Below are 24,920 nucleotides of genomic sequence, written 5' to 3' on the forward strand. Positions count from 1 at the left end.
CCCGAGAAAAGGAGCCAGAGCATGGACATGGAAGCCCGCGCCCACAGCGAACATCCCGAGGCGCTGCGCTTGTGGCTGCGCCTGCTGACCTGCACCCAGCTGGTGGAGAAGCAGGTGCGCAGCGCCCTGCGCGAACAGTTCGACACCACGCTGCCGCGCTTCGACCTGATGGCGCAGCTCGAGCGCGCGCCCGAAGGCCTGCGCATGAACGAGCTCTCGCGCCGCCTGATGGTGACCGGCGGCAACGTCACCGGCATCACCGACCAGCTGGTCGCCGAAGGCCTGGTCGAGCGCGTGCCGGTCGAGGGCGACCGGCGCGCCTTCTGCGTGCGCCTGACACCCTCCGGCCGCCGGCAGTTCAACGAGATGGCGCGGGCGCACGAGGCCTGGATCGTCGAGGCCTTCGCCGCGCTCGGCGAGAAGGACATAGCAACGCTGTACCGCCTGCTCGGCAAGGTCAAGGACCATTTTCAGAACCCTCAGGAGACCGCATGAAACACTACATAGGCAGCGCCAACCCCATGCGCGCGCAGTTCGACGCGCGCGCCGGCTACGCGGCGCGCCACTTCGCCTGGAGCTTCGAGGCCGGCGTGGCCACCCTCACGCTGAACCGGCCCGAGCGCAAGAACCCGCTGACCTTCGACTCCTACGCCGAGCTGCGCGACCTGTTCGGCGCGCTCAAGTACGCCACCGACGTCAAGGCCGTGGTGGTCGGCGGCGCCGGCGGCAACTTCTGCTCGGGCGGCGACGTGCACGAGATCATCGGCCCGCTCACGCGCATGAGCATGCCCGAGCTGCTCGAGTTCACGCGCATGACGGGCGACCTGATCAAGGCCATGCGCGCCTGCCCCCAGCCCCTGATAGCCGCGATCGACGGCGTCTGCGCCGGCGCCGGCGCGATGATGGCGCTGGCCTGCGACATGCGCCTGGGCACGGCCGCCGCCCAGACCGCCTTCCTGTTCACGCGGGTCGGCCTGGCCGGCGCCGACATGGGCGCCTGCGCCCTGCTGCCGCGCGTGATCGGCCAGGGCCGCGCTTCCGAGCTGCTGTTCACCGGCCGCGCCATGAACGCGCAGGAGGGCCTGGCCTGGGGCTTCTTCAACGCCCTGCACGACAGCACCGAGCTGCTGGAGCGGGCCCAGGCGCTGGCGCGCCAGCTCGCCGAAGGCCCGAGCTTCGCGCACGGCATGACCAAGACCATGCTGAGCCAGGAATGGGCCATGAGCATAGAGCAGGCGATCGAGGCCGAGGCCCAGGCCCAGGCCATCTGCATGCAGACCCAGGACTTCCGCCGCGCCTACGAGGCCTTCGCGGCGAAGAAGCGGCCGGTGTTCGGCGGGGACTGAGCATGAGCCCCTCCACCCGCCATCTGGACCTGCCGTTTTTCGACGCGGCGCACCGCGAACTGGCGCAGGGCCTCGCGCCCTGGGCCGCCGCCCAGCAGGTCGACGAGCGCGACGACCGCGCCGCCTGCCGCGACTGGGTGCGGCGCCTGGGCCAGGCCGGCTGGCTGCGCTACTGCGTGCCGGCCGCCCATGGCGGCGCGCTGGCGCAGCTGGACTCGCGCGCCCTGGTGATCCTGCGCGAGACCCTGGCCTACCACTCGCCGCTGGCCGACTTTGCCTTCGCCATGCAGGGCCTGGGCAGCGGCGCCATCACCCTGGCCGGCACGCCGGCCCAGCAGGCCGCCTACCTGCCGGCCGTGGCGCGCGGCGAGAAGATCGCCGCCTTCGCGCTGAGCGAGCCGCAGGCCGGCTCCGACGTGGCCGCGCTGAGCACCCGCGCCCAGCCCGAGGGCGAGGGCTTCCGGCTCGACGGCAGCAAGACCTGGATCAGCAACGGCGGCCTGGCCGACTTCTACTGCGTGTTCGCCAAGACCGAGCCCGAGGCCGGCGCGCGCGGCATCACGGCCTTCGTGGTCGACGCGGCCACGCCGGGCCTGGACAGCAGCGAACACATCGCGGTCATGGCGCCGCACCCGCTGGCCACGCTGCGCTTCGAGGCTTGCCGCGTGCCGGCCGGCGCCCGGCTCGGCGCGCTGAACGGCGGCTTCAAGCTCGCCATGCAGACGCTGGACATCTTCCGCGCCTCGGTCGCCGGCGCGGCGCTGGGCATGGCGCGGCGCGCCCTGGACGAGGCCGTGGCCCATGCGCAGCAGCGCCCCATGTTCGGCCAGCGACTGGCGGACTTCCAGCTGACCCAGGCCAAGCTGGGCGAGATGGCGGCCCTGGTCGACGCCGCCGCCCTGCTGACCTACCGCGCGGCCTGGCTGCGCGATCTCGGCCCGGCCGGCGCCGAGGGCTGGAAGGACCGCAGCGCGGCCGCCGCCATGGCCAAGATGGCCGCCACCGAGAACGCCCAGCGCGTGATCGACATGGCGCTGCAGATGCACGGCGGCCTGGGCGTCAAGGTCGGCACGCCGGTCGAGCACCTGTACCGCGACATCCGTTCGCTGCGCATCTACGAAGGCGCGACCGAGGTGCAGCAGCTGATCATCGGCAAGTCCCTGTTGCAGGAGTAAGGCATGGAGTTGACACAAGCCATGAGCGCCGCTGGGCCGTCCCAAGGCGCGAGGGCCCCCTCGGGGGGCAGCGAGGACACGACAGTGCCGAGCGTGGGGGCCCAGGTCGATCGCTTCGTCCACGACCGGCTGCCGCCCAAGGCGCAGTGGCCCGAGCTGCGCTACGAGCTGCCCGAGACCCGCCTGCCCGAGCAGCTCAACCTGGTCGAGCAACTGCTCGACCGGGCCGGCGAACGCGGCTGGGCCGACCGGCCCCTGCTGCGCTCGCCCCGCGTCACGTTCAGCTATGCCCAAACGCGCGAGCGCGTGGACCGCATTGCCCAGCTGCTGACCGAGGACCTGGGCCTGGTGCCCGGCAACCGCGTGCTGCTGCGCGGCGGCAACTCCATCGGCATGGCGCTGGCCTGGCTGGCCGTGGTCAAGGCCGGCGGCATCGCCATCGCGACCATGCCGCTGCTGCGCGCCGGCGAGCTCGGCGACATCATCGCCAAGGCCCAGCCGGCGCTCGCGATCTGCGACGCCCAGCTGCTGGACGAGCTCGAGCAGGCCCAGGCCGCCCACCCGGTGCTGCGCCGCATCCTCAGGTTCAACGCGCCCGGCGACCCGCAGGACCTGGGCGCGCTGTGCGCGGCCAAGTCCGGGCAGTTCAGCGCCTGCCCCACGGCCGCCGACGACATCGCGCTGCTGGCCTTCACCTCGGGCACCACCGGCAAGCCCAAGGCCGCCGTCCACACCCACCGCGACGTGCTCGCGGCCTGCGAGGCCTGGCCGCGCCATGTGCTGCAGGCCGAGCCGTCCGACATCGTGATCGGCTCGCCGCCGCTGGCCTTCACTTTCGGCCTGGGCGGCCTGCTGCTGTTCCCGATGCGCGCCGGCGCCTCGGTCTGCTTCCCCGACATCGCCTACACGCCCGAGGCCATGGTGCGCCTGATCAACGAGGTCGGCGCCACCATCTGCTACACCGCGCCCACCTTCTACCGCCAGATGGCGCCGTTCGCCAAGGCCCTGGGCCTGCCCACGCTGCGCCGCTGCGTGAGCGCCGGCGAGGGCCTGCCCGACGCCACGCGCCAGCTCTGGAAGGAGGCCACGGGCATAGAGATGACCGACGGCATAGGCGCGACCGAGATGTTCCACATCTTCATCTCCTCGGCCGGCGACCAGGTGCGCCGCGGCGCCATCGGCAAGGTGGTGCCGGGCTACCAGGCCAAGGTGGTGGACGAGGAAGGCCGCGAGCTGCCGCGCGGCAGCGTGGGCCGGCTGGCCGTGATCGGCCCCACCGGCTGCAAGTACCTCCAGGACGAGCGCCAGACCCAGTACGTGCGGGACGGCTGGAACTACCCCGGCGACGCCTTCATAGAGGACGCCGACGGCTACTTCTTCTACCAGGCGCGCGCCGACGACATGATCATCACGGCCGGCTACAACGTGGGCGGCCCCGAGGTCGAGGACGCGCTGCTCAAGCACCCGGCCGTGGCCGAGTGCGCGGTGATCGGCAAGCCCGACGAGACGCGCGGCATGATCGTCAAGGCCTTCTGCGTGCTCAAGCCCGGCCAGACCGGCGACGCGGCCATGGTCCGCACCCTGCAGGACCATGTCAAGGCGACCATCGCCCCGTTCAAATACCCGCGCGAGATCGCGTTCGTGGCCAGCCTGCCGCGCACCGAGACCGGCAAGCTGCAACGTTTCAAACTGAGGACCTGAAATGAAACGCCCCCACGCTCATCACTTCGTGTATTCGCTGCCCCCCGAGGGGGCCCAGGCCTCCTTTGGGGCGGCCCGGCAGGAGGCCTGATATGAAATTCCTCCAACCGCCCGACTGGGCGGCCCCCAAGGGCTACGCCAACGGCGTGGCCGCGCGCGGCACCCTGGTGTTCGTCGGCGGCCAGATCGGCTGGAACGCCGAGCAGCAGTTCGAGAGCGACGACTTCATCGCCCAGACCGAGCAGGCGCTGCGCAACGTCGCGGCCGTGCTGCGCGAGGCCGGTGCCGGCCCCGAGCACATGGTGCGCATGACCTGGTACATCGTCGACCGCGACGAATACAACCGGCGCCTGCCCGAGCTCGGCCGCACCTACCGCGAGGTCATGGGCCGCAACTTCCCGGCCATGAGCTGCGTGCAGGTGGCGGCCCTGGTCGAGGCGCGCGCCCAGGTCGAGATCGAGGTCACGGCGGTGCTGCCCGACTGAGGAGACGGCCTTCACCGAGCCGGGCGAGGTGATTGGCCGCTATGATGCAGCCAATCGCGGACGCGCCCTACTCTCGCCACCTTCATGTCAAACGCAAAGCTGTTGCTGGTACACGACGACCCCCAGGTGGTCCAGGCCCTGCGCCAGGTGCTGACCGACTATCCGCACCAACTGTCCACCGGCTCCGCATCCGAGGCGCTGAGGCTGGCCAGGGAAACGCACCCCGACCTGATCCTGCTGGGCGGCGAGGACAGCCTGGCGCTGTGCCGCAAGCTCGCCAAGAGCCCCGAGGCGGCCGACATCCCCGTGCTGCTGCTGACCGGCGAGGAGGGGCCCGAACTAGAAGCCGAGGCGCTGGCCGCCGGCGTGTCCGACTTCATCAGCCTGCCGGCGCGCGAGCTGCGCGTGCTGACCCGCTTGCGCACCCACCTGCGCCTCAAGGGCCTGAGCGAGCGCGTGCGCAAGCTGACCCTGGTGGACGAGGCCACGGGCCTGGCCAATCGCCGCGCCTTCGAGCAGGCCTTGGAGCAGGAGTGGAAACGCGCCCTGCGGGTGTCTGCTTCGCTGTCGCTGCTGCGCGTCGAGCTGGACATCGGCAACCCCAAGGCCCATGCGCTGGGTCAGGCCTCGAGCGGCCAGGCCGCGCTGGCCGCGGCCAAACTGCTGAGCGCCTCGGTGCACCGCCCCAGCGACCTCGTTGCCTGCCTGGGCGAGAACAGCTTTGCGCTGCTGCTGCCGCACACCGACACGCCCGGCGCGCTGACCGTTGCCGAGAAACTGCAGGCAGCGGTTCGGCAGGCCGCCATTGCGCTGCCCGGAGCGCCGGCCGGAAAAATCCTCTCGATCCGTGTCGGCGTGACGACGGTCGACGCCGGCACCGCAGAATGGCTGGCCCTGGGCCATTACTTCACCGAGGACGGCCACAAACACACGCCGACGGAGAAGACCCTGCTGGAGATGGCCGAGCTGGCGCTGCGGCAAGCCGGCCCCAGCGGCATACGCAGCCACGTGCTGGGCGCAAGCTAGGGCTAGGCCTCGGCGGTACAGACCTCGAGCAGCTGCGGCAGGGCCAGCACCTGGCGCAGCGGCATGGCCCGGGAGTACAGCCAGCCCTGGCCGCGCTGCGCCTCGGTTTCCACCCCTTCGGCGGAGGCTTCCAGCCCCAGGGCGCTGGACAGGCTCAGGATACTCCGGACCACGCGCCGGCAGTTCTCCTGGTGGAGGCTGGCCATGAAGGCGGCGCTCACGCCCGCCAGGTGGGTCTCGGTGATCTCCAGCTCGAGGGCCTCACAGAGCCCGCCATGGGCTCGGTTCAGCTCGGTCAGCAGCGCCCACACGCCGTCCTTCTCGAGCAGGTCGGGCGAGGTGTTGAACGCCACCCTGACCTCGGGAAAGCGCTGGCACAGCGTCGGCAGGTCGGCCAGCACCTTGCGGAACATCAGCTCGGTGAGGGCCGAGATCAGGCCGGCCTCCTTGGCCACCGGAATGAATTCGGCCGGCGAGGCCGGGCCGAGCTGATCGTCGGTCCAGCGCGCCAGCGCCTCGAACACGACGATGCGCCCGTCGCGCATGTCCACCTCGGGCTGGTAATGCGGGGCCAGGTCGCCCCGCTCGATGGCCTTGCGCAGCCGCTGCTCGATGCGCAGCCGGCGCTTGCGCCGCTGGACAGGTGCCACCCCTAGCCCGCCCAGGCGCTGCGCAGCCCGGAAATCAGCATCTCCACGGCCATTGCCGACAGCAACAGGCCCATCAGGCGCTCCAGCGCCACCAGGCCCGGCTTGCCGAGCCGCCTGGCCAGGGTGCTCGCCGACAGCAGCACCAGCCAGACCAAGCCCATCGACAGGCCGATCGCGGCGGCCCAGGTCCAGCCGCGCTCGGGCTGGCGCGCGGCCAGCAGCAGCACGGTGGCCAGCGCCGAGGGGCCGGCGATCATGGGAATGGCCAGCGGCACCAGCAGCGGCTCGGCGCCTCGCTCGGGGTCGGAGAAGCTCACGCCCATGCCGGGGAAGGCCATGCCGATCGCGATCAGGAACAGGATCACGCCGCCGGCGATCTCCAGCGAGGCGTCGGTCAGGCGCATGGCGTGCAGCAGCCGGTCGCCGGCCCACATGAAGAGCAGCAGCACCAGCATGGCGAACAGGCATTCGCGCGTGATGATGCGCACGCGGCGCGGCGCCGGCACGTCGCGCAGCAGGCCCAGGACCACGGGCACGTTGCCCAGGGGGTCGAGCACGATCAGCAGCACGATCAGGGCCGAGAAGAAATCATGTTGCACGCAAAGCCTCCCTTGCAGCGGTGACGGTCATGCCTGCAGCGCGCCGGCACCGGGGTGCCGGCGCGCGCGCTGCCGCCGCGCCTCAGTTGAAGTTGTACTTGGCCGACAGGTTCAGGCGCGAGAGATCGCCCTTCTCACCGCTGAGGGTCTGGCGCTGGCCCAACACGTACTCGGCACCGAGGTCCACGTTCTTGATCGGGTTGTAGATGAAACCCAGGTGCGCCTGGTAGATGCGGCGGTTGACGCCGAACTGCCCGCTGTCCAGGCCGTTGGCACGCGCGAACGCCGTGTAGGCGTTGTCGTAGTTCTTCTGCCAGCCCAGCACGAAGTTGGCGCGCAGGCTGTCGCTGGCCTTGTACTGGTAGCCGACCACCACGCCTAGCGCCTTCTCCAGCAGGATGTCGTTCGTCGCCGGGTCGTAGCTCGCGCCCTCGATGTAGTTGAGGTAGCGGCCTATGCCCTTGCCGTAGGTCAGCCCGAAACTCGCGAAGTCCTTGGCCTCGCGCATCTTGACCAGGGCCGTCGCGCCCAGGCCCCAGCCGCGCCGCGAGGCCTTGACGTTGCTGCCGGCTATCTCGCCGTTGACGCGCAGATCGTGGCTCAGGCCGCGCAGGCTCATGGCGCCCCAGCCGAAGCTCTTGTCCCAGCGCGCAATGAGGTCGGGCACGCGCGAGAAGCCGGCCGGCGTCGCCACCCCCGTGCTGTCGAGCACGTAGCTCGCCGAGTTCTCGGCCGCCGCGGTGAAAGTGCCCAGGTCCTTGGTGACATAGGCATAGCGGACCTGCGGCTGGCGGATGAAGGTCGAGCCTATGGGGCCGTTGAAGTCCACCGTCTCGGGCGAGTTGTCGAGGTCCATGAAGGTCGACCAGGTCTGGCCGGCCAGCAGGCCGCCGAACTGGCCATAGGCATGGCGCAGGCGGAAGTTGTAGGAGTTGGTCGCCTGCTGGGTGTAGATGTTGCCGACCGTGCCGTAGACCGCGCTGTTGCCGGTGCGCGGCTCGTTGTTGAAGTCACCTTCGACCTTCACCGCCAGCGGACCGTAGGGCGTAGGCGTGGAAGCCTCGATGCCTATGCGCGAGGTGCGGGCGTGCAGGTAGCTCTGGCCGGTGCGCGTGGTCGAACCGTTGATCGGCGCGTAGGGCGCAAAGGTCGAGTAATCGTTCATCGAGTTGTCGCCCTTGGCCTCGTGCACGGCGCTGAGCTCGGCGAAGCCGTACAGGCGCAGCGAGGTCTCCGAGCCCGGCAGGCGGAAGCTGCCGGGGATGTCGCCCAGCACCACCGCGTCCTTCTGCTTGAGCTCGAGCTGCTCGATGCGCTCGGCCGTGGCGGCGGCGTCGGGCGCCGGCGCCGGCACCGGCTGCTGGGCCTTGAGCTGGTTGATCTCCTGCCGCAGGCGCTGCAGCTCCTGGCGCAGCTCCTCGAATTCGCTGCGCGTCTGGGCCTGCGCCGGCAGGCTGAGGGTGCCCGAGGCCAGCAGCAGCAGGGTGATGAAGGATCTTTTCATGTTGTCTCCTTTGAAAAATCGGACGAAGAAAGCCACCGGACCCACATGGCGCCCGGCGGAAAGGAGCAGGCGGCGACTAGCGCTCCACCTGCCCCAGGAAGGCACGGATGCGGGGGTTCTGCTGGGCGCCGAAGAACTCGGCCGGCGGCGCGTCCTGCGCCACCTGCCCCTGGTCGAGGAACAGCACGCGGTCGGCCACGTCGCGCGCAAAGCCCATCTCGTGCGTGACGATGACCATGGTCATGCCCGACTGGGCCAGATGCTTCATGACGTCGAGCACTTCCTTGACCATCTCGGGGTCCAGCGCCGAGGTGGGCTCGTCGAACAGCATCACCTTGGGCTGCATGGCCAGGGCGCGCGCGATCGCCACACGCTGCTGCTGGCCGCCGGACAGCGCAAACGGGTACTTGTGCGCATGCGCCTCCATGCCCACGCGCCGCAGCAGCGCCATGGCCTGCTCGTTGGCCTCGCTGCGCGGCGTCTTGCGCACGCGCCGCGGCGCCAGGGCCACGTTGTCGAGCACGCTCAAATGCGGGAACAGGTTGAACTGCTGGAACACCATGCCGAGCTCGCGGCGCAGCGCGTCCAGGTGCTTGAGGTCGTCGTCGACCTCGATGCCGTCGACCCGGATATGGCCAGAGTCGTGCCGCTCGAGCCGGTTCAGCATGCGCAGCAGCGTGCTTTTGCCCGAGCCCGAGGCGCCCAGGATCACGCTGACCTGGCCAGCGTCGAAATGCGTGCTCACGTCGCGCAGCACATGCTGGGGGCCGAAATGCTTGTTGACCTTCTCCACAGTGATCAGGGGGGTGCTCATGGCTGGCGGCCCTCCACGTCGTAGCGGCGCTCCACCGCGCCCGAGATCTGGGTCAGCACGGTCGTGAGCACCAGGTAGATCAGGGCCGTGGTCACCAGGGTCGGCACCGGCTGGAAAGTCGCGGCCTGGATGCGGTTGCCCACGTTGGTCAGCTCGACCACGCCAATCGCGTAGGCCAGCGAGGAATCCTTGAGCAGGGCCACCGTGTTGTTGACCAGCGGCGGCAGCGCGACCTTGAAGGCCTGCGGGAAGGTCACGTCGATGAAGGTGTACCAGCGCGACAGGCCCAGCGAGCGCGCGGCCTCGATCTGGCCGCGCGGCACGGCGAGCAGGCCGCTGCGGATCGCCTCGGCGTTGTAGGCGCCGGCGTTGAACGCCAGGGCCACGCAGGCCGAGGCGAAGTCGCTCAGCTGCAGGGCCGGCACCAGGGCCGGCAGGGCCAGGAAGACGAACAGCACCTGAACCAGCAGCGGCGTGCCGCGCACCACCCAGATGTAGAACGAGGCCACCCAGCGCAGCGGCGGCAGGCGCGAGGTCTTGCCCAGCGCGGCCAGAATGCCGATGACGATGCCGGCCAGGCCGGCGAGCACGGTGAGCTGCACCGTGACACGCGTGCCCTCGGCGAAAGCCTGGGCGTTCTCGCCTATGGGTTCGGGCGCCATGGCCAGCGGAATGGCCATCAGCCACAGCAGCAGCAACAGCACCACGCTGGCCAGCACCATGGTGGCGCTGCTGCGCTGCTGTCGGCTCCAGTGGCGGGGCCATGCGGGAAACGCGAGCATCATGAGGGTTCTCCGGCGGTCGGGAAGCGATGAGGCGGTCATTTGCAGCGCACGTCTTCGTTGAAATATTTCTTGGACAGCGCGGCGTAGCTGCCGTCGGTCATGGCTTCGGCCAGGGCCTTGTTGTAGCCCTGGGCCAGCGACTGGTTGCCCTTGGCCACGGCGGCGGCGATGCGCTCGATGAAGACGAAGTCACCCAGCTTCATGCCGGCACCGGGGTTGGCGTTGATCGCGATGGCGGCGACGAACTTGTCGGTCACCCAGGCATCGACGCGGCGCGACACCAGGGCGCTGCGCGCATCGGTGTCCTGCGGGAAGTTCTTGACCTCCTTCACGCCGCTGAGCTTTCTGACGTTCTCGAGGTAGGTGGTGCCGGTCTGCACCGAGACCAGCTTGCCGTTCAGATCGGCCACGGTACGGATCGCCGGATCCAGCGAGACGATGGCGCCGCCGGAGCAGTAGTGCGGCGCGGTGAAAGTCACGGCGCGGGTGCGCTCCTCGGTGACGCCGTGCGAGGCGATCACGAGGTCCCAGCGGTCCTGGCGCAGCCCCGCGAGCAGCGCGTCGAAGCCCAGGGCCTTCCACTCCACGCCCAGGCCCATCTTCTTGGCCACCAGCTCCGCCACCTCGATCTCGAAGCCCGACAGCTTGGCGCCCTGGAAGTAGTTGAAGGGCGGAAACTGGCCCTCGGTGGCGATGACGATCTTGCCCGACTTCTGCACCTCGTCGAGGCTGCGCGCCTGGGCCGCGGTCGCCGCCCACAGCGCCAGGGCGAGCAGCGCCCATATCTTGAATCGTTTCATCAGAGTCTCCTTTATGGTTGAAAGATGCGAAAAAAGGGCTCGCGGTGTCCGCGCGGCCGGGGTTCCGGCGCACCGCCCTAGCGCGAGGGCGCGCGCATCAGCGTGCTCTTGCCGAACAGGCTCTCGATCAGGTCCACGGCCAGCTCAGCGGTCTGGTTGCGCACGTCGAGCGCGGGATTGAGCTCCACGACGTCGAGCGAGGCCAGACGACCGGTGTCGGCGATCATTTCCATGCACAGCTGCGCCTCCCGATAAGTCGGCCCGCCGCGCACCGTGGTGCCCACGCCGGGCGCGATGTCGGGATCGAGGAAGTCGACGTCCAGGCTGACATGCAGGTGGGTGTCGGCGTCCACGCCTTCGAGCGCGCGCTCCATCGCGTGGCGCATACCCATCTCGTCGATGTAGCGCATGTCGAACACTTCGATGCCCAGGTCGTGCACCAGGCGCTTTTCGCCCGCGTCCACGCTGCGTATGCCGATCTGCCGGAGCTGGCGCGGATCGAGAGCCGGCACATGGCCGCCGATGCCGACCAGGTCCTGCGGACCGTGGCCGCACAGGCAGGCCACCGGCATGCCGTGGATGTTGCCGGTCGGGGTCAGCGTGGCGGTGTTGAAATCGGCGTGGGCGTCGAACCACAGCACGCGCAGCGGGCGCCGCCGTTCGCGGCAGTGGCGCGCCACGGCGCTGATCGAGCCTATGCCCAGGCTGTGGTCGCCGCCCAGAACGATGGGCAGGCGCCCGGCCTGCAGCTCGGCACGGACGGCCTCATGCAGCAGCCGGTTCCACAGCACGACCTCGGGCAGGTGGCGAAAGCCGTCGACCGCGTCCTGCCAGGGGTTGGCCGGTCCCTGCAGGTCGCCGCAGTCGCGCACGTCCAGGCCGAACTGCGCGATGGCCTGCGCCACGCCGGCCACGCGCAGGGCCTCGGGTCCCATGCTCGCGCCGCGCATGCCTGCGCCCACGTCGGTGGGCGCGCCGATCAGGCTCACGCCCGGTCTCTGGGAAGTACGGCGGCTCATGCGGCCAAGGAGTAGATGCCCGCCGTCGTGCCGCGGGCACGGTCGCTGGCGCCACGGTGCACAGGGGCGGCGGGGGCATGCCGCCGGCGCGGCAAGGGGCTGGCGATCGACAAGGGGAGTCTCCTCGGACAAGGCTTTGTTGGCATGGCGGGCAGTGTCCCAGGACCGGATTCCAACAGGAACCCCCAAGATTGGTCGCTTTTTGTCACATCTTTGGCAATTGGCCAGAGAAAATTGGCGAAATGCAAGATCGCCGCGACTCAGGCGCGGCCTGCACCCGCCAGCGGCCCTCGTCGGGCTGGCGACGGCGACCAGCCAGTCGCCTGGTGGAGATCAGCCGGCGGCGGGCGCCGTCCGCTGCCCGAAGATCGCCGTGCCCACGCGCACCAGGGTGCTGCCGGCGTGGATCGCGGCCTCCAGGTCGGCCGTCATGCCCAGCGACAGGGTGTCCAGCGGCAGGCCCGCGGCGCGCAGCTGCTCGAACAGGGCCCGCGCGCGGCCATGCACGGCACAGGCCGCATCGAAATCGGGCGCGGGCTCGGGTATGCACATCAGGCCGCGCAGCGCCAGGTGTGGCAGCTGCGCCACGGCGCGCGCCAGCGCCAGCGCATCCTGCGGCGCCACACCCGACTTGTTGGCGCCAGCGTCGATGTTGACCTGCAGGCAGACCTGCAGCGGCGCCAGCCCCTCGGGGCGCTGGGCGGACAGGCGCTCGGCGATGCGCAGCCGGTCCACGCTGTGCACCCAATCGAAATGCTCGGCCACCAGCCGCGTCTTGTTGCCCTGCACCGGGCCCAGGCAATGCCACTCGAGCGGCAGGCCGCGCAGTGCCTCGATCTTGGCCACGGCTTCCTGCACGTAGTTCTCGCCGAAGGCCGTCTGCCCGACCGCATGGGCCTCGCGCACGGCCTCGGGACCGAAGGTCTTGGACACGGCCAGCAGCCGGACCTCGCGCGCATCGCGGCCGGCCGCGGCGCAGGCTGCCGCGATCCGGGCGCGCACCGCCCCGAGATTCTGCGCAATCGTGGTCATAATGCTCGCGAGCGTATCAAAACGACAGAGGGATCCGTGGACATCACCCAACTTCTGGCCTTCAGCGTCAAGAACAAGGCTTCCGACCTGCACCTGTCCGCCGGACTGCCGCCCATGATCCGGGTGCACGGCGACGTGCGCCGCATCAACGTCGAGCCGCTGGACCACAAGCAGGTCTATGCCATGGTCTACGACATCATGAACGACGCGCAGCGCAAGAACTACGAGGAGTTCCTCGAGTGCGACTTCTCGTTCGAGATCGAGGGCCTGGCGCGCTTTCGCGTCAACGCCTTCAACCAGAACCGCGGCGCCGGCGCGGTGTTCCGCACCATTCCGAGCAAGATCCTCACGCTGGAGCAGCTCAACGCGCCCAAGATCTTCGCCGACCTGGCGCTCAAGCCGCGCGGCATGGTGCTGGTGACCGGCCCCACCGGCTCGGGCAAGTCGACCACGCTGGCGGCCATGGTCAACTACCTCAACGAGAACGAGTACGGCCACATCCTCACCGTCGAGGACCCGATCGAATTCGTGCACGAGTCCAAGAAATGCCTGATCAACCAGCGCGAGGTCGGGCCCCACACCATGAGCTTCAACGCCGCGCTGCGCTCGGCGCTGCGCGAGGACCCCGACGCCATCCTGGTCGGCGAGATGCGCGACCTGGAAACCATACGCCTGGCCATGACCGCCGCCGAGACCGGCCACCTGGTGTTCGGCACCCTGCACACCTCGAGCGCGGCCAAGACCATAGACCGGGTCATCGACGTGTTCCCGGCCGAGGAAAAGGACATGATCCGCGCCATGCTGTCGGAGTCGCTGCAGGCCGTGATCTCGCAGACCCTGTGCAAGACCAAGGACGGCCAGGGCCGCGTGGCGGCGCACGAGATCATGATAGGCACCAGCGCCATCCGCAACCTGATACGCGAGGCCAAGGTGGCGCAGATGTACTCGGCCATACAGACCGGCAGCAGCGTGGGCATGCAGACGCTGGACCAGAACCTGCTGGACCTGGTCAAGCGCAACGTGATCAGCCCGGCCGAGGCCCGTTCCAAGGCCAAGAGCCCCGAGAACTTCCCCGGCTAGGCCGGACAGGCATTTTTCCCCGGCGCTGAGCGATCGGCGTGGAAAGGAGAGCAGTTATGGAACGCGACCAAGCCACCAAGTTCATCAACGACCTGCTCAAGCTGATGATCAGCCGCAACGGCAGCGACCTGTTCATCACGGCCGACTTCCCGCCCGCGATCAAGGTCGACGGCAAGGTCACCAAGGTCTCCTCGCACCCGCTCAGCGGCGCCCATACGCTGGCGCTGACGCGCTCGGTCATGAACGACAAGCAGATGGCCGAGTTCGAGCGCAGCAAGGAGTGCAACTTCGCGATCGCGCCGGCCGGCATAGGGCGCTTCCGCGCCAACGCCTTCGTGCAGCAGGGCAAGATCGGCATGGTGCTGCGCGTGATCCCGGCCATCCTGCCGACCATCGACGGCCTGGGCGTGCCGCAGGTGCTCAAGGACGTGGTCATGTCCAAGCGCGGCCTGTGCATCCTGGTCGGCGCCACCGGCTCGGGCAAGTCGACCACGCTGGCGGCCATGGTCGACTGGCGCAACGAGAACTCGGCGGGCCATATCCTCACCGTGGAGGACCCGGTCGAGTTCGTGCATCCGCACAAGAACTGCGTGGTCACGCAGCGCGAGGTCGGCCTGGACACCGACAGCTGGGAGGCCGCGCTCAAGAACGCGCTGCGCCAGGCGCCCGACGTGATCCTGATGGGCGAGATCCGCGACCGCGAGACCATGGAGCACGCGGTGGCCTTCGCCGAGACCGGCCACCTGTGCATGGCCACGCTGCACGCCAACAGCGCCAACCAGGCGCTGGACCGCATCATCAACTTCTTCCCCGAGGAGCGCCGCGCCCAGCTGCTGATGGACCTCTCGCTCAACCTCAAGTCCATGATCTCGCAGCGCCTGGTGCCCAAGCAGGACGGCAAGGGCCGCACGGCCGTGGTCGAGGTCATGCTCAACACGCCGCTGGTCTCCGACCTGATCTTCAAGGGCGAGGTGGCCGAGATCAAGGAGATCATGAAGAAGAGCCGCAACCTCGGCATGCAGACCTTCGACCAGGCGCTGTTCGACGCCTACGAGAACAACGTGATCAGCTACGAGGACGCGCTGCGCAACGCCGACTCGGTGAACGACCTGCGCCTGCAGATCAAGCTCTCCAGCCAGCGCGCCAAGTCGCAGGACCTGGGCGCCGGCACCGAACACCTCTCGCTGGTTTGAAACACCCCATGAACAACGTCAACGCCAGGGACTACGAACCCACCCCCTCGCGCCAGGTCGCCTTCCTGGGCCTGGGCGTCATGGGCTACCCCATGGCCGGCCACCTCGCGCTGGCCGGCCATGCCGTCACGGTCTACAACCGCACGCCGGCCAAGGCCGCGGCCTGGTGCGCCGAATTCGCGCGCAGCCGGGCGCCGCGCCAGGCCGACACGCCGCGCCAGGCCGCCCTGGGCGCCGACCTGGTGTTCTGCTGCGTCGGCAACGACGCGGACCTGCGCTCCGTGGCCCTGGGCGAAAGCCTGGGCGGCGGCGCCCGGGGCGCCGACGGCGCCTTCGCCGGCATGAAGCCCGGCGCGGTCTTTGTCGACCACACCACGGCTTCGGCCGACGTCGCGCGCGAGCTGCACGCCGCCGCCGGCGAGGGCGGCCTGTACTTCGTCGACGCGCCAGTCTCGGGCGGCCAGGCCGGCGCACAGAACGGCCAGCTCACGGTGATGTGCGGCGGCGAGGCGGCGGCTTTCGAAGCCGCCAGGCCGGTCGCCATGGCCTTCTCGCGCGCCTTCACGCTGATGGGCGCCAGCGGCGCGGGCCAGCTGACCAAGATGGTCAACCAGATCGCGGTCGCCGGCCTGGTGCAGGGCCTGGCCGAGGCCATCGCCTTCGGCCAGCATGCGGGCCTGGACATGGGCCTGGTGCTGGAGGTGATCTCCAAGGGCGCGGCCCAGAGCTGGCAGATGGACCACCGCGGCAAGACCATGGTGGCCGACCAGTTCGACTTCGGCTTCGCCGTCGACTGGATGCGCAAGGACCTGGGCCTGGTACTCGACGAGGCCAGGCGCAACGGCGCCCGCCTGCCCGCCACCGCCCTGATCGACCAGTTCTACGCCGACGTGCAGCGCATGGGCGGCAACCGCTGGGACACCTCGAGCCTGATCAAGCGGCTGCGCTGAGCGCCTGATCAGGCGCTGCGCTCACTGCCTGGGCGGCGCGGCCGGCGCGGGCGCAGCCGCGGCGTCGGGCTGCAGCTGCAGGCGCTGCAGCTCATCCTCGCTGATGATCTCGAGGATGCGCACCACGCGCCGCACGCCGCTCACGCCGCGCGTGACCTCGGTGGCGCGGTCGGCCTCGCGCTGCGTCACCCGGCCCATCAGGTAGACCGTGCCGCGCTCGGTGACCACCTTGAAGGCGTTGGCGAAGACATCTTTGCTGTCCACCATCGAGGCCTTGACCTTGCCGGTCACCAGGGCGTCGGCCGAGCGCTGCTGCAGGTTGGGGCTGTCCATGATGACCAGCTCGTTGACCACCGCGCGCACGTTGTCCATGCCCGCGACGACCTGCTCGACGCGCTGGCGGTCCTGCTCGTTCGGCGTCTCGCCGGTGAGCAGCACCTGGCGGTTGTAGCTCGTGAGGTTGACGCGCACGCGGCTGCCCATGGCGTCGCGGATGCGGTTGGCGCCGCGCAGCTCTATGCTCTCGTCGTCCAGCTGCGCGCCGGAACTGCGCCGGTCGGTCGCCACCATGCCGCCGACCACGGCCCCGCCGACCACCAGCGGGGCGCAGGCCGGCAGCGCGCCGGCCACGATCGCGGCGGCCAGCAGCCTCAGAATCAGCTTGTTCGAAAAAGACTTCATGCGGGGTTCTCCTGTTCGCCGAGCAACTGGGTGTCGACCCCATCGCACAGGCAGTGCAGCGTGAGGTGGTGCACCTCCTGGATGCGCGCGGTGCGCTCGTGCGGCACGCAGATATGGACGTCGGTCTCGCGCAGCAGCGGGGCGAGCTCGCCGCCGCCGCGTCCGGTCAGCGCCACCACGGTCATCTCGCGCTCGTGCGCGGCCTGCACCGCGCGCAGCACGGTGGGCGCGCTGCCGCTGGCCGACAGGGCCAGCAGCACGTCGCCGGCCTGGCCCAGGGCGCGCACCTGCTTGGCGAAGACCTCCGAATAGTCGGAGGCGCTGGCGATGGCCGTGAGGATGGCGGTGTCGGCGCTCAGCGCGAGCGCCGCCAGCTCGGGGCGCTCGCGCTCGAAGCGCCCGATGAACTGGGCCGCGAAATACTGGGCCGCGGCCGACGAGCCGCCATTGCCGCAGGCCAGCACCTTGCCGCCGCTGGTCACGCAGGCCAGCAGGGCCTGCACGGCGTCGGCAATCGGTTTGCCCAGGGTTTGCGCCGACTGGTACTTGAGGTCGGCACTGTCGATGAAATGCTGTTGAATGCGTTGCTCTAGCATGGTCTTCGATGATAACCGTGCGTGATGCAACAGGATGTTGCCTTTGTGAGCGGCATCCAGAACCATCAGGCGGCGTCGAAGGCGGCGCGCAGCCAGGTGATGCCCGTGGGCTCGACCAGCACCACGTCGAAGCGGCAGGGCGGCATCGCGCGCCAGCGCAGCAGGTAGTGGCGCGCCGCGAAGACGATGCGGCGCTGCTTCTCGGCGCCCACACTGGCCGCGGCCCCGCCCCAGGCGCGGCTGGCGCGCTGGCGCACCTCGACGAACACCAGGGTGCCGCCGGGCTCGCGCATCACCAGGTCGATCTCGCCGCCGCCGCGGCCCGGCGTCCGATAATTGCGCTGCAGCAGGCGCAGGCCCTGCGCCTCCAGGTGGCGCAGCGCGGCGTCCTCGGCGGCGTCGCCGCGCTGTTTGGTCGTCACCGCCGCTTTTCGTGTGAGGTATTCCATTGAGCGCATCCCTGTCCGCGGCCTCGTTCGCCGCCGCCCTGCCGGCCGCGCATGAGGCCGCCGCGTCCCAGCATTATCCGCAGGGCGCGCTCTACGTCGTCGCCACGCCGATCGGCAACCTGGCCGACATCACGCTGCGCGCCCTGCATGTGCTGGCCCTGGTCGACGCCGTGGCCTGCGAGGACACGCGCCATACCCAGCAGCTGCTGCGCGCCTACGGCATGGACCGGCCCGCGGCCCAGCTGCTGGCCCTGCACCAGCACAACGAGGCCCAGGCCTCGGCCGCCGTGATCGAGCGCCTGCGCCTGGGCCAGCGCATCGCCTATGTCAGCGACGCCGGCACGCCGGCCATCAGCGACCCCGGCGCGCGCCTGGTCGCGGCCGTGCGCGAGCAGGGCCTGCGCGTGCTGCCGCTGCCAGGCGCGAGCAGCGTCACGACGGCGCTCAGCGCCGCCGGCCTGAGCGAGGGCGGCTTCGTCTTCGAGGGCTTCCTGCCCGTGAAGGCGACCGAGCGCGTGCACGCGGTCGAGGCACTGGCCCGCGAAACGCGCGCCGTGGTGCTGCTCGAGGCGCCGCACCGCATCGAAGTCCTGGCCCAGGCACTGGCGGTCCTGGGCGAGCGCCCGGTGACCGTGGCGCGCGAGCTGACCAAGCAGTTCGAGGAGATCGCCACCGTGCCGGCGGGCCAGTTGCCCGCCTGGCTGGACCAGGCGCCGCAGCGCCAGCGCGGCGAGTTCGTGCTGGTGCTGCACGCCGCGCCCCTGGCCGCCGATGCCGGCGCGGACCTGCGCGTGCTGCGCCTGCTGCTGGCCGAGCTGCCGCTCAAGACCGCGGTCAAGCTGGCGGCCGAGATCACCGGCACGGCGCGCAACAGCCTGTACGAGGCGGCACTGGCGATCAAGCAGCAAGCGTGAAGAGCGCCTGGCTAGCGCCTGCGCAGGCCCAGCCAGACCACGGTGCCGACCACCAGCCCGGCGCCCGCCAGTTGCACCGGCGCGATGCCCTGGCCCAGCAGGGCCCAGGCCAGCACCAGGGCGAACACCGGCTCGACGTTCATGATGGCCGAGCCGCCGACCACGCCCAGCCGCGGCAGCACGGTGAACATGATGGTGAAGGCCGTGCCGTAGAGCAGGGTCAGCGCCGCCAGCCCCCACCAGCCCGCGGGCGCCTGCGGCAGCATGCGCCGGTGCCGCGCCGAGAGCTTCAGCGGCACGCGCTGCACCAGGACCAGGGCGCCCACCGCCAGCGCCGTGAGCGCGCTGCGAAAGCTCACCGCCGTCGCGACGTCCACCCCATGGTTGAACGCCAGGCGCGCCGCCACATGGTTGGCGCCCATCATGAAGGCGATCAGCAGCAGGGTGGCGAAGGCGCCGGTGCCAAGGGCTCGCGTCGAAGCCATCAGCTCAGACTGGCCAGGTGCGCCTGGGTGGCGGCGGCCAGCTTCTCGTCGAAAGTCGCCAACGGGCACTTGAGCTCGGCCGCCAGCCAGAGGTAGGCGGCGTCGTAGGCCGACAGGCCGTAGCGCAGCGCGAGGGCCGCGACGGCCGGGGGATCGATGCGGTGCAGGTCGATCTCCATTTCGGCGGCAAAGGCCAGACCGGCAGCCGCATGGGCTTCGCCGCGCCGCATTTTCTTGACGGCCACGCTGGCGATTTCCGACTGCAAAAGATGGGGCGCGTGCAGTTGGCGCCCCCGGATGCTCTGCTCGGCCTGGGCCTGCCAGGGTTCGCTGAACACCAGGCCCGCCAGGGCGCTGCAGTCGATGACGATGGGTGGCCGCACGAGGTACTGTGCAGGCGGCTCCGCAAGATGCAGCCGCCGCTGGCCGGGCTTCATCGGGCGTCGCGCTCGGCGCGGATGATGTCCGCCCCCAGCAACTGGTCATGGATGGGCTCAGGATGCCGGGCGCGCAACTCGGCCAGGACCTGCTCGGGCGCCTTCCAGCCTTGGCGGACGATGGGAAAGCCCCGTCCGTCGAAACCCACGACCCGCGTCGCCTGGGGACCACCCGCCGAAGCAGCGGCCTGCGAGCCCGTGCCGCCGGATTCGGCCACCGATCGCTCAATGATGGCCATCAACTCCCCTTGCAGGGAACGGTGGTTAAGGGCGGCGCGCTGGCGCAAGGCCTCGGCCCAGGCCTCGGGCACGTCCTTGATGGACAAATTGGGCATTCTGGACTCCAAAACAGTTTTTAGAACCATTTTGGAGCCAAAACGGAATCACTGCAAACCCTTCACGCGTGCCTGCAGCCGCGCCAGGCCCAGCAGGGCGTCGGTGAACGGCGTGGCCACGCCGGTGAGCTGGCCCAGTTCGCGCACCACCGTGACCAGGGCGTCGAGCTCGACCGGCTTGCCGGCCTCCACGTCCTGCAGCATCGAAGTCTTGAAGGCGCCGAGCTTGAGCGTGACCGCGTGGCGGTCCTCGGGCTGCTGGTCTATGGGGATGCCGATGCGCGCGCCTATCTCCTTGGCCTCGAGCATCACGCTGGAGATGAAGCCGCGCACCAGCTCGTCGCCCAGGATCAGGTCGGTGGTGGCGCCGGTGATCGCGCTGACCGGGTTCACGGTCATATTGCCCCAGAGCTTGTACCAGATGTCCTTCTGGATCTGCTCCGACAGGCTCGCGGCGAAGCCCGCGCGGGCGAGCAGATCGACCAGGGCCAGCACGCGCGCGCTGCGCTCGCCCGAGGGCTCGCCGACGATCAGGCCCGCGCCGAAATGGTGGCGGATCAGGCCCGGCGCATCGACCGAGCAGCTGGCGTGCACCACGCAGCCTATGACCTGGCGCGCCGGGATGGCCGCGGCGATCGCGCCCTCGGGGTCCACGGCCGCGAGCCGCGTCCCCGCGAGCGGGCCGCCGAAGCCCTCGAAGAACCACCAGGGCACGCCGTTCATGGCCGTCAGCACGACGGTGTCGGGGCCGAGCAGCGGCGCGATCGCACGCGCGACCCCGGCCAGGGCCGGGGCCTTGACGGCAAGCACCACCAGGTCCTGCACGCCCAGATCGGCCGGGTGGGCGCTGGCCCGCACCGGCACGGCCGAGACCTGTTCTCCTTGTCGCAGGCGCAGGCCCTGTGCGTTCAGTGCCTCGAGCGTGGCGCCGCGCGCGACCACGCTGAGCGCGCAGCCGGCCTGGGCCAGCTTGACGCCCAGCCAGCCGCCTATGGCGCCCGCGCCGTAGATGCAGACCTTGTAGCTCATGCCAGGTAGCCCGGATCGATGCGCTCGACCTGGCGCACCAGGGCGTCGAACACATCCTGGCCCGCGCCGTGCCGGGGGTCGAACTGCAGGGCGTCGCGCGTGCACTTGGCCGCGATGGCCTCCGGCACGGGAATCGGCGCGCCCATGGACAGCGTGGCCAGCTGTATCTCGCAGGCGCGCTGCAGGGTCCAGAGGATGGCGAAGGTCTGCGGCAGGGTCTGGCCCCAGGCCAGCAGGCCGTGGTTGCGCAGGATCACGGCCGGCTTGTCGCCGATGCTGGCCAGCAGGCGCGGCCCCTCGTCGGCGTGGATGGTGATGCCCTCGAAGTCGTGGTAGGCCAGCATGCCGTGCAGCTGTGCGCTGTAGAAGTTGGTCTGCTGCAACCCGCCCTGCAGGCAGGCCACGGCCACGCCGGCCGTGGTGTGGGTGTGCATCACGCAATGCGCCTCGGGCAGGCCGTCATGGATGGCCGCATGCACGGTGAAGCCGGCCGGGTTCACCGGGTGGGGCGAGCCGTCCAGCACCTCGCCCTGCAGGTTGATCTTGACCAGGTTGCTGGCCGTGACCTCGCTGTAGTGCAGGCCGAAGGGGTTGATCAGGAACTGCCGGGACTCGGAAGCCCCTGCGGCAGCGCCGCCGCTCACGCTCTCCGGCAGGCGCAGCGTGATGTGGTTGTAGATCATCTCGGTCCAGCCCAGCATGGCGAAGATGCGGTAGCAGGCCGCGAGCTGCTGGCGCGCGGCCCATTCGTCGGGGTGGACCTGGCCGGCACGGCTGGCGACCATGGGAAGCTCGGATCTGTGCATGACGTCCTCCTCAGTAAACGCTGCCGGACGCGGACGGGGTGGGCGCGGCGCCCTTGAATTTGGCAGCCAGGGCGCTGGTCTGGCGCGCCAGGATCTGGCTGTCCAGGCCCACGGCGACGAACAGGGCGCCGAGTGCGAGGTAGTGGCGCGCCAGGGACTCGTCGCTGGTCAGGATGCCGGGCGCCTTGCCGGCCCTGAGGATGCGCGCGATCGCGTCCTCGATCGCGGCCTGCACCTCGGGGTGGCCGGGGTTGCCCACATGGCCCAGCGAGGCCGAGAGGTCGGCCGGGCCGATGAACACGCCGTCCACGCCGGGTGTGGCGGCAATCGCATCGAGCTGGGCCAGCGCGGCGCGCGTCTCGGCCTGCACCAACAGGCCCACCTGGGCGTTGGCTTCCTTGGCGTAGTTGGGGTAGCGGCCCCAGCGCGAGGCGCGGCCGCCGGCCATGCCGCGCACCCCGCCCTGCCCGTCGTCCTGCGGGTAGCGGCAGGCGCGCACCAGCTGGGCCGCCTGCTCGGGCGTGTCGACCATGGGCACCAGCAAGGTCTGCACGCCCAGGTCCAGGTACTGCTTGATCAGCGCGGTGTCGCCCACCGGCAGGCGCGCGATGGCGTGCGAATCCGGGTAGGCCGCGATGGCCTGCAGCTGGCCCAGCAGCTCGGGCAGGCCGTTGGGCGAGTGCTCGCCGTCGAGCAGCAGCCAGTCGAAGCCGGCGCCGGCGCAGATCTCGGCGCTGTAGGCATGGACCAGGCCCAGCCAGAGGCCGATCTGCGGGCGGCCCTCTTGCAGGGCTCGCTTGAAGGTATTGACAGGGGTTTGCATGGCGAATGTCCGTGGTTTTATGCGAAGCGGAAGGCTATGGCGCCCAGGGGCCCGTAGTCGGCGTGGAAGCTGTCGCCGGGCGCGGCCGCCACTGGGCGCGTGAACGAGCCGCCGAGCACCACCTCGCCGACCGCCAGGTGCGCGCCCCAGGGCGCGAGCTTGTTGGCCAGCCAGGCCACGCCCTTGGCCGGGTGGCCCAGCACGCCGGCCGCCAGGCCGGTCTCCTCGATCACGCCGTTCCTGTAGAGCAGGGCGCCGACCCAGCGCAGGTCCACCGCGTCGGGCTTGACCGGGCGCCCGCCGGTGACGATGCCGGCGTTGGCCGCGTTGTCGGAAATCGTGTCGAACACCTTGCGCATGGCCTTGCTGTGGCGATCGAACTGCTCGATGCGCGCGTCGATGATCTCGATCGCGGGCACCACGTAGTCGGTCGCGGCCAGCACCTCGAACACCGTGACGTTCGGCCCCTTCAGCGGCTTGCCGAGCACGAAGGCCAGCTCGACCTCGACGCGCGGCGCGATGAAGCGCGTGAACGGGATGTCGCCACCCTCGGGGAAGAACATGTCGTCGAGCAGGGTGCCGTAGTCGGGCTCGGCGATCTGGCTGGCCTGCTGCATGGCGCGCGAGGTCAGGCCGATCTTGTGGCCCCGCACTTGGCGGCCCTCGGCCAGCTTCATCTGCACCCAGGCGCGGCTGATGCGGTAGCCGTCCGCGATGTCCATCGCCGGGTAGCGCTTGGAAAAATGCTCGAGCTGCACGCGCGTCTTCTCGCTCTGGTGCAGCTCGGCGGCGAGCTGGTGGATCAGGTCTTCGGACAGCATGGATTTCAGGGCTTGGCAAACAGGGGGTGGAGGCTGCTGTGCTTGGCGTCGAAGACCTCGTGGCCCTCGTCGACCTGCAGCGTGATGCCTATGGGTCGCTGCGCGAGCAGCGGGTCCATGCGCTTGCGCACGGCCGCCAGCAGGGCCTGGCCGGCGCGTTGCTGGGTGGCCGCGCTGCGGCCAGCCGCCATGCGCAGGTTCAGGTACATGAAGCCGTAGTCGCCGCTGCCACCCGCGGCGCGTCCCGCGGCCCCACCATCGGCCACCGCGTAATGCGCGGCCGGATAGGCCAGCACGCGGGTGCCGCCGGTGGGGAAAACCTGGCGGCCCTCGTCGTCGCGCACGGCCAGCATGGCGTCGGCGGCGTCTCGGCACAGCGCGCCCATGTCGACCTCGGTCTCGAGGTTGGGGGTGTAGAGGATGACCAGATGGGGCATGTCAGGACGAGTCTCAGAGGCGGCCGGCGGCATGGTAGCCCGCGGCCGAGGAGGCCTGGGCCGCGGGGATGGAAGCGCCGGTCTGCGGCGTGACCGGAAACAGGGCGTTGATCTGGCCCGTGCCCGAGGCGCCGAAGTAAGGCGTGAGCACCTCGGCCTGGCCGTCGTAGTCCGACCAGCCCAGGGCGCCGAGCAGCATGGCCGTGTCGTGCATGAAGCCCTCGCCATGGCCCTTGCTCGCGTACTCGGGCAGCATGGCGCAGAAGTCGGCCCAGTCGCCCTGCTGCCACATGCGGATGACCTCGTGGTCGAGGTGCTCGAGGAACGGGCTCCAGACCTTGAAGGCGTACTCGGGCGCCAGGCCGTTCTGCGCGAAGCGGTGCGAGAGCGAGCCGCTGGCGAGGATGGCGACCGTGCCCTGGTACTCGTCCTCGATCGCGCGGCGCATGGCCCAGCCCAGGCGCGCGCTGTCGTTGAGGTAGTGCGAGGTGCACAGGGCCGAGACCGAGACCACCTTGAAGTGCTGGTCGGCGTTCATGTAGCGCATGGGCACCAGGGTGCCGTACTCGGGATTGAGCGTGGTCGCGTCGTGCGCCAGCGTCTCCACGCCCATCTCGTTGCAGGTCTTGGCCAGCAGCCGGCCGAGCTGCGGATTGCCCGAGAAGCCGAAGCGCATGTTGCTGATGAAATGCGGCAACTCGTTGCTGGTGTAGACGCCTTCCCAGCTTGGCGCGCAGTTGATGTGGTAGCCCGCGTTGACCAGCCAGTGCGTGTCGAACACCACCAGGGTGTCCACGCCGAGCGCGCGGCAGCGCCGGCCGATCTCGGCATGGCCCTCGATTGCGTCCTGGCGCGTGCCCTTGCGCGGACCGTCCATTTCGGACAGGTACATCGAGGGGACGTGGGTGATCTTGGCGGCGAGTGCTAGTTTGCCCATGTCAGTCGAGC

Annotated in this window: 30 protein-coding genes; 10 read left to right on the forward strand and 20 right to left on the reverse strand. The window is 70.0% G+C overall.

What is annotated here, in order from left to right; all coding sequences use genetic code 11:
- Window positions 1-21 precede the first annotated feature (21 nt).
- The 6 genes from FFS10_RS02140 to FFS10_RS02170 all read left to right on the forward strand — a co-directional run bounded on the left by FFS10_RS02140 (window position 22) and on the right by FFS10_RS02170 (window position 5,733).
- On the forward strand, window positions 22-495 hold the full coding sequence (locus tag FFS10_RS02140) for a MarR family winged helix-turn-helix transcriptional regulator (RefSeq protein ID WP_137890979.1): 474 nt from the start codon (window positions 22-24) through the stop codon (window positions 493-495).
- Window positions 492-1,346 carry an enoyl-CoA hydratase family protein gene (locus FFS10_RS02145; RefSeq protein WP_137890981.1) on the forward strand — a complete coding sequence of 285 codons (855 nt, stop codon included), beginning with the start codon at window positions 492-494 and terminating at the stop codon, window positions 1,344-1,346. The genes FFS10_RS02140 and FFS10_RS02145 overlap by 4 nt, the downstream gene beginning before the upstream one ends.
- A gap of 2 nt (window positions 1,347-1,348) precedes the next feature.
- Window positions 1,349-2,521: an acyl-CoA dehydrogenase family protein gene (locus FFS10_RS02150; protein ID WP_137890983.1), complete on the forward strand. Its 1,173-nt coding sequence runs from the start codon at window positions 1,349-1,351 to the stop codon at window positions 2,519-2,521.
- A gap of 93 nt (window positions 2,522-2,614) precedes the next feature.
- Window positions 2,615-4,222: an AMP-binding protein gene (locus tag FFS10_RS02160; protein WP_137890987.1), complete on the forward strand. Its 1,608-nt coding sequence runs from the start codon at window positions 2,615-2,617 to the stop codon at window positions 4,220-4,222.
- A gap of 92 nt (window positions 4,223-4,314) precedes the next feature.
- Window positions 4,315-4,707: a RidA family protein gene (locus FFS10_RS02165; RefSeq protein WP_137890989.1), complete on the forward strand. Its 393-nt coding sequence runs from the start codon at window positions 4,315-4,317 to the stop codon at window positions 4,705-4,707.
- 84 nt (window positions 4,708-4,791) lie between these two features.
- Window positions 4,792-5,733 (forward strand): diguanylate cyclase domain-containing protein, encoded by a 942-nt coding sequence (locus FFS10_RS02170; RefSeq protein WP_137890991.1) that lies wholly within the window; start codon window positions 4,792-4,794, stop codon window positions 5,731-5,733.
- Window positions 5,734-5,735: 2 nt separating this feature from the next.
- Here FFS10_RS02170 and FFS10_RS02175 read toward each other — a convergent pair whose 3' ends face one another.
- The 8 genes from FFS10_RS02175 to FFS10_RS02210 all read right to left on the reverse strand — a co-directional run bounded on the left by FFS10_RS02175 (window position 5,736) and on the right by FFS10_RS02210 (window position 12,936).
- Entirely contained in the window at window positions 5,736-6,383 is a 648-nt protein-coding gene (locus FFS10_RS02175; RefSeq protein ID WP_171015983.1) for an EAL domain-containing protein, read from the reverse strand.
- A 2-nt stretch (window positions 6,384-6,385) separates the two neighbouring features.
- Entirely contained in the window at window positions 6,386-6,982 is a 597-nt protein-coding gene (locus tag FFS10_RS02180) for a MarC family protein (RefSeq protein WP_137890993.1), read from the reverse strand.
- An 82-nt stretch (window positions 6,983-7,064) separates the two neighbouring features.
- A complete protein-coding gene (locus FFS10_RS02185) occupies window positions 7,065-8,486 on the reverse strand; it encodes a DcaP family trimeric outer membrane transporter (protein WP_137890995.1) in 1,422 nt (473 codons plus the stop codon).
- 76 nt (window positions 8,487-8,562) lie between these two features.
- Window positions 8,563-9,300: an amino acid ABC transporter ATP-binding protein gene (locus FFS10_RS02190; RefSeq protein ID WP_137890997.1), complete on the reverse strand. Its 738-nt coding sequence runs from the start codon at window positions 9,298-9,300 to the stop codon at window positions 8,563-8,565.
- Window positions 9,297-10,085, reverse strand: a complete 789-nt coding sequence (locus FFS10_RS02195) for an amino acid ABC transporter permease (RefSeq protein ID WP_137890999.1) — start codon at window positions 10,083-10,085, stop codon at window positions 9,297-9,299. Before FFS10_RS02195 ends, FFS10_RS02190 begins: the two co-directional genes overlap by 4 nt.
- 35 nt (window positions 10,086-10,120) lie before the next feature.
- The gene (locus tag FFS10_RS02200) at window positions 10,121-10,885 is read right to left on the reverse strand and encodes an ABC transporter substrate-binding protein (protein ID WP_137891001.1); all 765 of its coding nucleotides are present in this window, start codon (window positions 10,883-10,885) and stop codon (window positions 10,121-10,123) included.
- A gap of 77 nt (window positions 10,886-10,962) precedes the next feature.
- A complete protein-coding gene (gene rocF, locus FFS10_RS02205) occupies window positions 10,963-11,904 on the reverse strand; it encodes an arginase (RefSeq protein WP_137891003.1) in 942 nt (313 codons plus the stop codon).
- Between the two features lie 333 nt (window positions 11,905-12,237).
- Window positions 12,238-12,936, reverse strand: a complete 699-nt coding sequence (locus tag FFS10_RS02210) for a YggS family pyridoxal phosphate-dependent enzyme (RefSeq protein ID WP_137891005.1) — start codon at window positions 12,934-12,936, stop codon at window positions 12,238-12,240.
- 36 nt (window positions 12,937-12,972) lie between these two features.
- Here FFS10_RS02210 and FFS10_RS02215 point away from each other — a divergent pair, with 36 nt between their 5' ends.
- Genes FFS10_RS02215 through FFS10_RS02225 form a run of 3 tightly spaced genes read left to right on the forward strand, consistent with a single transcriptional unit; the run spans window position 12,973 to window position 16,159 of the window.
- The gene (locus FFS10_RS02215; protein WP_137891007.1) at window positions 12,973-14,016 is read left to right on the forward strand and encodes a type IV pilus twitching motility protein PilT; all 1,044 of its coding nucleotides are present in this window, start codon (window positions 12,973-12,975) and stop codon (window positions 14,014-14,016) included.
- A 56-nt stretch (window positions 14,017-14,072) separates the two neighbouring features.
- Window positions 14,073-15,209: a PilT/PilU family type 4a pilus ATPase gene (locus FFS10_RS02220; protein ID WP_137891009.1), complete on the forward strand. Its 1,137-nt coding sequence runs from the start codon at window positions 14,073-14,075 to the stop codon at window positions 15,207-15,209.
- Between the two features lie 8 nt (window positions 15,210-15,217).
- Complete coding sequence (locus FFS10_RS02225) at window positions 15,218-16,159, forward strand: NAD(P)-dependent oxidoreductase (RefSeq protein WP_137891011.1); 942 nt, start codon at window positions 15,218-15,220, stop codon at window positions 16,157-16,159.
- A gap of 21 nt (window positions 16,160-16,180) precedes the next feature.
- On the opposite strand, the gene FFS10_RS02230 is transcribed toward FFS10_RS02225, so the two are convergent.
- The 3 genes from FFS10_RS02230 to FFS10_RS02240 form a co-directional block, all read right to left on the reverse strand.
- On the reverse strand, window positions 16,181-16,840 hold the full coding sequence (locus FFS10_RS02230; RefSeq protein WP_137891012.1) for a BON domain-containing protein: 660 nt from the start codon (window positions 16,838-16,840) through the stop codon (window positions 16,181-16,183).
- Entirely contained in the window at window positions 16,837-17,436 is a 600-nt protein-coding gene (locus FFS10_RS02235) for a phosphoheptose isomerase (protein ID WP_137891014.1), read from the reverse strand. The genes FFS10_RS02230 and FFS10_RS02235 overlap by 4 nt, the downstream gene beginning before the upstream one ends.
- A gap of 65 nt (window positions 17,437-17,501) precedes the next feature.
- Entirely contained in the window at window positions 17,502-17,894 is a 393-nt protein-coding gene (locus tag FFS10_RS02240; protein WP_502702599.1) for a YraN family protein, read from the reverse strand.
- On the opposite strand from FFS10_RS02240, the gene rsmI reads away from it, so the two are divergent.
- Window positions 17,885-18,799, forward strand: a complete 915-nt coding sequence (gene rsmI / locus FFS10_RS02245; RefSeq protein WP_137891018.1) for a 16S rRNA (cytidine(1402)-2'-O)-methyltransferase — start codon at window positions 17,885-17,887, stop codon at window positions 18,797-18,799. The two genes, FFS10_RS02240 and rsmI, sit on opposite strands and share 10 nt — an antisense overlap.
- Before the next feature lie 11 nt (window positions 18,800-18,810).
- Here rsmI and FFS10_RS02250 read toward each other — a convergent pair whose 3' ends face one another.
- The 9 genes from FFS10_RS02250 to hpaD are packed head-to-tail and all read right to left on the reverse strand — an operon-like array spanning window position 18,811 to window position 24,909.
- Window positions 18,811-19,284 carry an EamA family transporter gene (locus FFS10_RS02250; RefSeq protein WP_137891020.1) on the reverse strand — a complete coding sequence of 158 codons (474 nt, stop codon included), beginning with the start codon at window positions 19,282-19,284 and terminating at the stop codon, window positions 18,811-18,813.
- The gene (locus FFS10_RS02255; RefSeq protein ID WP_171015982.1) at window positions 19,284-19,667 is read right to left on the reverse strand and encodes a type II toxin-antitoxin system VapC family toxin; all 384 of its coding nucleotides are present in this window, start codon (window positions 19,665-19,667) and stop codon (window positions 19,284-19,286) included. Before FFS10_RS02255 ends, FFS10_RS02250 begins: the two co-directional genes overlap by 1 nt.
- A 50-nt stretch (window positions 19,668-19,717) precedes the next feature.
- Window positions 19,718-20,047 carry a FitA-like ribbon-helix-helix domain-containing protein gene (locus FFS10_RS02260; RefSeq protein WP_137891024.1) on the reverse strand — a complete coding sequence of 110 codons (330 nt, stop codon included), beginning with the start codon at window positions 20,045-20,047 and terminating at the stop codon, window positions 19,718-19,720.
- A gap of 57 nt (window positions 20,048-20,104) precedes the next feature.
- Window positions 20,105-21,085: a 2-dehydropantoate 2-reductase gene (locus FFS10_RS02265; protein WP_137891025.1), complete on the reverse strand. Its 981-nt coding sequence runs from the start codon at window positions 21,083-21,085 to the stop codon at window positions 20,105-20,107.
- Entirely contained in the window at window positions 21,082-21,891 is an 810-nt protein-coding gene (locus tag FFS10_RS02270; protein ID WP_137891027.1) for a class II aldolase/adducin family protein, read from the reverse strand. The genes FFS10_RS02265 and FFS10_RS02270 overlap by 4 nt, the downstream gene beginning before the upstream one ends.
- Window positions 21,892-21,901: 10 nt before the next feature.
- Window positions 21,902-22,714 (reverse strand): aldolase/citrate lyase family protein, encoded by an 813-nt coding sequence (locus FFS10_RS02275; protein ID WP_137891029.1) that lies wholly within the window; start codon window positions 22,712-22,714, stop codon window positions 21,902-21,904.
- A 17-nt stretch (window positions 22,715-22,731) separates the two neighbouring features.
- Entirely contained in the window at window positions 22,732-23,535 is an 804-nt protein-coding gene (gene hpaH / locus FFS10_RS02280) for a 2-oxo-hept-4-ene-1,7-dioate hydratase (protein ID WP_137891030.1), read from the reverse strand.
- A 5-nt stretch (window positions 23,536-23,540) separates the two neighbouring features.
- Window positions 23,541-23,972, reverse strand: coding sequence for a 5-carboxymethyl-2-hydroxymuconate Delta-isomerase (locus tag FFS10_RS02285; RefSeq protein WP_137891032.1), 432 nt, complete (start codon window positions 23,970-23,972; stop codon window positions 23,541-23,543).
- A 13-nt stretch (window positions 23,973-23,985) separates the two neighbouring features.
- Window positions 23,986-24,909, reverse strand: coding sequence for a 3,4-dihydroxyphenylacetate 2,3-dioxygenase (gene hpaD / locus FFS10_RS02290; protein WP_137891034.1), 924 nt, complete (start codon window positions 24,907-24,909; stop codon window positions 23,986-23,988).
- Window positions 24,910-24,920: the final 11 nt, after the last annotated feature.

It is taken from the genome of Ramlibacter sp. 2FC, assembly GCF_005503345.1.
In the GTDB taxonomy this organism is placed as follows: domain Bacteria; phylum Pseudomonadota; class Gammaproteobacteria; order Burkholderiales; family Burkholderiaceae_C; genus SCMQ01.

Coding starts and splice junctions, on each gene's coding strand:
- FFS10_RS02140 (WP_137890979.1), top strand. CDS start 22: ATGGACATGGAAGCCCGCGCCCACAGCGAACATCCCGAGGCGCTGCGC.
- FFS10_RS02145 (WP_137890981.1), top strand. CDS start 492: ATGAAACACTACATAGGCAGCGCCAACCCCATGCGCGCGCAGTTCGAC.
- FFS10_RS02150 (WP_137890983.1), top strand. CDS start 1,349: ATGAGCCCCTCCACCCGCCATCTGGACCTGCCGTTTTTCGACGCGGCG.
- FFS10_RS02165 (WP_137890989.1), top strand. CDS start 4,315: ATGAAATTCCTCCAACCGCCCGACTGGGCGGCCCCCAAGGGCTACGCC.
- FFS10_RS02170 (WP_137890991.1), top strand. CDS start 4,792: ATGTCAAACGCAAAGCTGTTGCTGGTACACGACGACCCCCAGGTGGTC.
- FFS10_RS02185 (WP_137890995.1), bottom strand. CDS start 8,486: ATGAAAAGATCCTTCATCACCCTGCTGCTGCTGGCCTCGGGCACCCTC.
- FFS10_RS02190 (WP_137890997.1), bottom strand. CDS start 9,300: ATGAGCACCCCCCTGATCACTGTGGAGAAGGTCAACAAGCATTTCGGC.
- FFS10_RS02195 (WP_137890999.1), bottom strand. CDS start 10,085: ATGATGCTCGCGTTTCCCGCATGGCCCCGCCACTGGAGCCGACAGCAG.
- FFS10_RS02200 (WP_137891001.1), bottom strand. CDS start 10,885: ATGAAACGATTCAAGATATGGGCGCTGCTCGCCCTGGCGCTGTGGGCG.
- rocF (WP_137891003.1), bottom strand. CDS start 11,904: ATGAGCCGCCGTACTTCCCAGAGACCGGGCGTGAGCCTGATCGGCGCG.
- FFS10_RS02210 (WP_137891005.1), bottom strand. CDS start 12,936: ATGACCACGATTGCGCAGAATCTCGGGGCGGTGCGCGCCCGGATCGCG.
- FFS10_RS02220 (WP_137891009.1), top strand. CDS start 14,073: ATGGAACGCGACCAAGCCACCAAGTTCATCAACGACCTGCTCAAGCTG.
- FFS10_RS02225 (WP_137891011.1), top strand. CDS start 15,218: ATGAACAACGTCAACGCCAGGGACTACGAACCCACCCCCTCGCGCCAG.
- FFS10_RS02230 (WP_137891012.1), bottom strand. CDS start 16,840: ATGAAGTCTTTTTCGAACAAGCTGATTCTGAGGCTGCTGGCCGCCGCG.
- FFS10_RS02235 (WP_137891014.1), bottom strand. CDS start 17,436: ATGCTAGAGCAACGCATTCAACAGCATTTCATCGACAGTGCCGACCTC.
- FFS10_RS02240 (WP_502702599.1), bottom strand. CDS start 17,894: ATGCGCTCAATGGAATACCTCACACGAAAAGCGGCGGTGACGACCAAA.
- FFS10_RS02250 (WP_137891020.1), bottom strand. CDS start 19,284: ATGGCTTCGACGCGAGCCCTTGGCACCGGCGCCTTCGCCACCCTGCTG.
- FFS10_RS02265 (WP_137891025.1), bottom strand. CDS start 21,085: ATGAGCTACAAGGTCTGCATCTACGGCGCGGGCGCCATAGGCGGCTGG.
- FFS10_RS02270 (WP_137891027.1), bottom strand. CDS start 21,891: ATGCACAGATCCGAGCTTCCCATGGTCGCCAGCCGTGCCGGCCAGGTC.
- FFS10_RS02275 (WP_137891029.1), bottom strand. CDS start 22,714: ATGCAAACCCCTGTCAATACCTTCAAGCGAGCCCTGCAAGAGGGCCGC.
- hpaH (WP_137891030.1), bottom strand. CDS start 23,535: ATGCTGTCCGAAGACCTGATCCACCAGCTCGCCGCCGAGCTGCACCAG.
- FFS10_RS02285 (WP_137891032.1), bottom strand. CDS start 23,972: ATGCCCCATCTGGTCATCCTCTACACCCCCAACCTCGAGACCGAGGTC.
- hpaD (WP_137891034.1), bottom strand. CDS start 24,909: ATGGGCAAACTAGCACTCGCCGCCAAGATCACCCACGTCCCCTCGATG.